This is a genomic window from Microcystis sp. M083S1, from assembly GCF_020246405.1.
GTDB lineage: Bacteria > Cyanobacteriota > Cyanobacteriia > Cyanobacteriales > Microcystaceae > Microcystis > Microcystis aeruginosa_C.
The window spans coordinates 1-2,907 of sequence record NZ_JADBTB010000039.1 but is presented as its reverse complement, the minus strand read 5'-3'; the positions used below and the strand labels follow the sequence as shown (position 1 = coordinate 2,907).

Genomic DNA, 2,907 nt, shown 5'->3' with positions numbered 1-2,907 from the left:
GAGGGGGTCAATTACCTAATTTTCAGGGAAAAAGTAGCTGAATTTCCCCCTGATCACTCCCATATCTGGTACTTTTGGATTTCAAAAAAGGCTAAAAGTCTTATCCAGCAAGGTTTTTAGATTTATTCAGCAGACCCTAAGTAGCTGGTTATAATTACGGCAATTCAAAAATGAAACGCATCGGCCTCAAGAGTTGACAGAAAAAGGCTCATCAGGTATTGTCCGATCAATACAACATTAAAAACTGCCTCGCTTCGATCGCCTTGTCAGTCGGGATAGACCGTTCAAAAACAGCAACCAAACCACCACCACCAACCAATGCAGCACCGAGATCGTCCAGAGAGAACCGGTCAGCCAATAGACAACGGTGCAAGTTAATCCCAATAAAGCCGCTAAAATCAAGAAAATAGGCTGAAAAAAAGTCGGATTGCCCTTTTTGTAAAAAATAATTGCATTGAGGGGATGATAGACAGTAAAAAGAGTGATGCTGACCAAAGCAGAGAGGATCAGGTTAGCTGTGGAAGTTGCCGTTTCGGGATGGGGAATTAACAGTACCCGAAAGACGAATTCCTCCCAGAATGCCGGGAAGAAAAAACAGAAGACGAGCATCTTCAGTATCTCTAACGGTCTCCCTTCGGGGGAGCGCCAACGTAAAAAACCCGACCGAAAACCGATAGTTAGGGCGATCGCACCGTATAATCCCAATCCGATCGCCATCACCCCCCAATCCCGACCGGTAAGGGGCAGCACGATCGCTGCCAAGGTGCGACGGAGCATCGGTGCGATCATCGGCATTTCCCCGAATAACTTGGTCGGTGCGAGGGGTAAAATCTCCGGCATCGCTCCCCCGACCTGATTAGTACGGAGGAACCAGAGAGTAGCTCCTGACCGCAGGAAAATCTCGCTAATCACGTCGTTGCTGCCTCGCGGTAACATCGATCGCCAGCTTAGTAGAGCGTTGGCCAGTGTATTTTCCCGAATAAAGCCTTTGCCCCGACTATCGGTGATACCGGCGAGAATTTGGGCGTTTTGCCGCCAATCGGGCCGGATCACCCCCCGGGGAGCTAATACCCGTTCCAAACGATCGCTCAATTGTCCCAAACGTTGAAAACGCAAGGTTTCTGGGTCGTCGGCATGGGTTGTCAACCAAGCGGCGATCTGCGGATCGGTTTCAAACTGGTGGCGTAGGGTAGCGATCGTGATATAAAGGGCCTGATTCGAGTCCTGCACGCAGGAAGTCGCAGGAGTAACGCTAGAAACCCCGGTCCCGTCCCCGATCCGGTAGCGAGCCATCATGATCTCTAACTGCTTGTGGAATTCTGTCAGGGGAGACAGAGAAACCCCGCCGAAGTTATAATCCTCCAATAGGTCTAATTTCACGATCGCATCGGATAGGGGTCGGGAATTAAGCCATCCCCGCTCTAAACTACCCGTATAGTTCGCCCAACTCTGATATCCAGATAAAATCCCCTGGGGATTGTGAGCGTACACCTGATCATAATCGAGCTGCCACTGTAACTCTCCCGTCAGGGCATCCCGAATCACTTCGTAGAGAAAATAGGAAAAATGACCCGTTACCGTTCCTAATTGAATAATTTCACCTTTTTTACCGCCGATTCCCCCGAAGAGATGAATTCCTATGCCTTTATCGCCCTCTTTCCATGATTTTTTTTCACCCTCCGGCAGGACTGTTACCCGACTGGCGGTTCCTTTGCGGGATGGGGTATCGTTCCAAGTGCTGCGGGCGATGTAATCTTGGCCCGATTGCACCCCGGTCAGGGTTGCCGTCGGTTGCAGTTGAAACAGCGATCGAGGTTTGATTGCTTGAACGGTAAAGAGGTTATCCCGTCCCCGCGCACCGTAGATATACCAGCCCTCCTTTCCTTCCCTCGCCGCTGCTAACTGTCGGGGGGTCGAGATAAAACGTCCTCCGGAAACTAAGGGTTGTTGGGGAATGCGGATCACTTCCGAGCTGCCGTCGAATTGTCCACTGTCGCGGTTATAGTGTTGCACTCGGAAAAGTTCGCTCCCACAGGGGGGTGAACCGGGGCAAACCTTGGGGATGTCGCTGGGGGTTCGGGGGGGAGCTTCGCCGATAATTTTCACCAATGCCACAAAGCGCCCGGTAACGATCAAGGGCATTCGCTCCACTTGTAATGACGTTTCCCCGATTTCTGCATCGGGAAAGCTGACCACCACATCATCGAGCGGTCGCGATCCAGCCAGCGCTTGCAGTGGTCCGACCCCTGAACGACCATTCAAGCGAGTCGGTAGGATATTTCCCTGTTTTTCACTCTCGATCGCCTCTGGAGTGAAGCGAATATCCTTAGTAACCAGTCCTAAATATCGAGCCAGTGCCGGGGATTGCCGCCAACCTAAACGAACTTTTTGACCGACTAAATCTGGCTGCGGTGCTTGGTAAACCTGCAACCAAGTCCAATCTTCCCCCGGTGTCGCCGAATATTCCTCCGGTTTTGGCAAAATCAGGCGACCGATCCAGGGGGCGATCGGTTGATACCATCGCGGATCGAGGGATTGCTCTAGGGGAAAATAACCTGGTTGATTGACCGCTAACCGACTCATGATCCAGTAGTCAGCCTTGGCTTCTTCCACAGGCCGCGGACTGAACAGAAAAACCGCTAGAGCGATCGCTGCTAGGGAGAGAAGTATCCAGACAATCCGGGAAATCGTTCTTTTCATGGCATAGCTGACGCTCATAGATCGAGTCAGGTTTCTCCAGCCTACAGCGTTTAGACTAAGTAGCTGGTTATAATTAAATTAAAAATGGATTTTGCCTTTAATCCCCCCTTAATCCCCCCTTGATAAGGGGGGTGCCGATCCCCCCTTAATCCCCCCTTGATAAGGGGGGTGCCGATCCCCCCTTAATCCCCCCTTGATAAGGGGGGT

At 51.4% G+C, this 2,907-nt stretch carries 1 protein-coding gene; it reads right to left on the bottom strand.

Annotated elements, in window-relative coordinates; translation table 11 throughout:
- Positions 1-237: 237 nt before the first annotated feature.
- Entirely contained in the window at positions 238-2,718 is a 2,481-nt protein-coding gene (locus IM450_RS03720; protein ID WP_287669039.1) for a CPBP family glutamic-type intramembrane protease, read from the bottom strand.
- Positions 2,719-2,907: the final 189 nt, after the last annotated feature.

What these genes read in the sequence shown, in the direction of transcription:
- IM450_RS03720 (WP_287669039.1), bottom strand. Translation starts at nt 2,718, where the DNA reads ATGAGCGTCAGCTATGCCATGAAAAGAACGATTTCCCGGATTGTCTGG.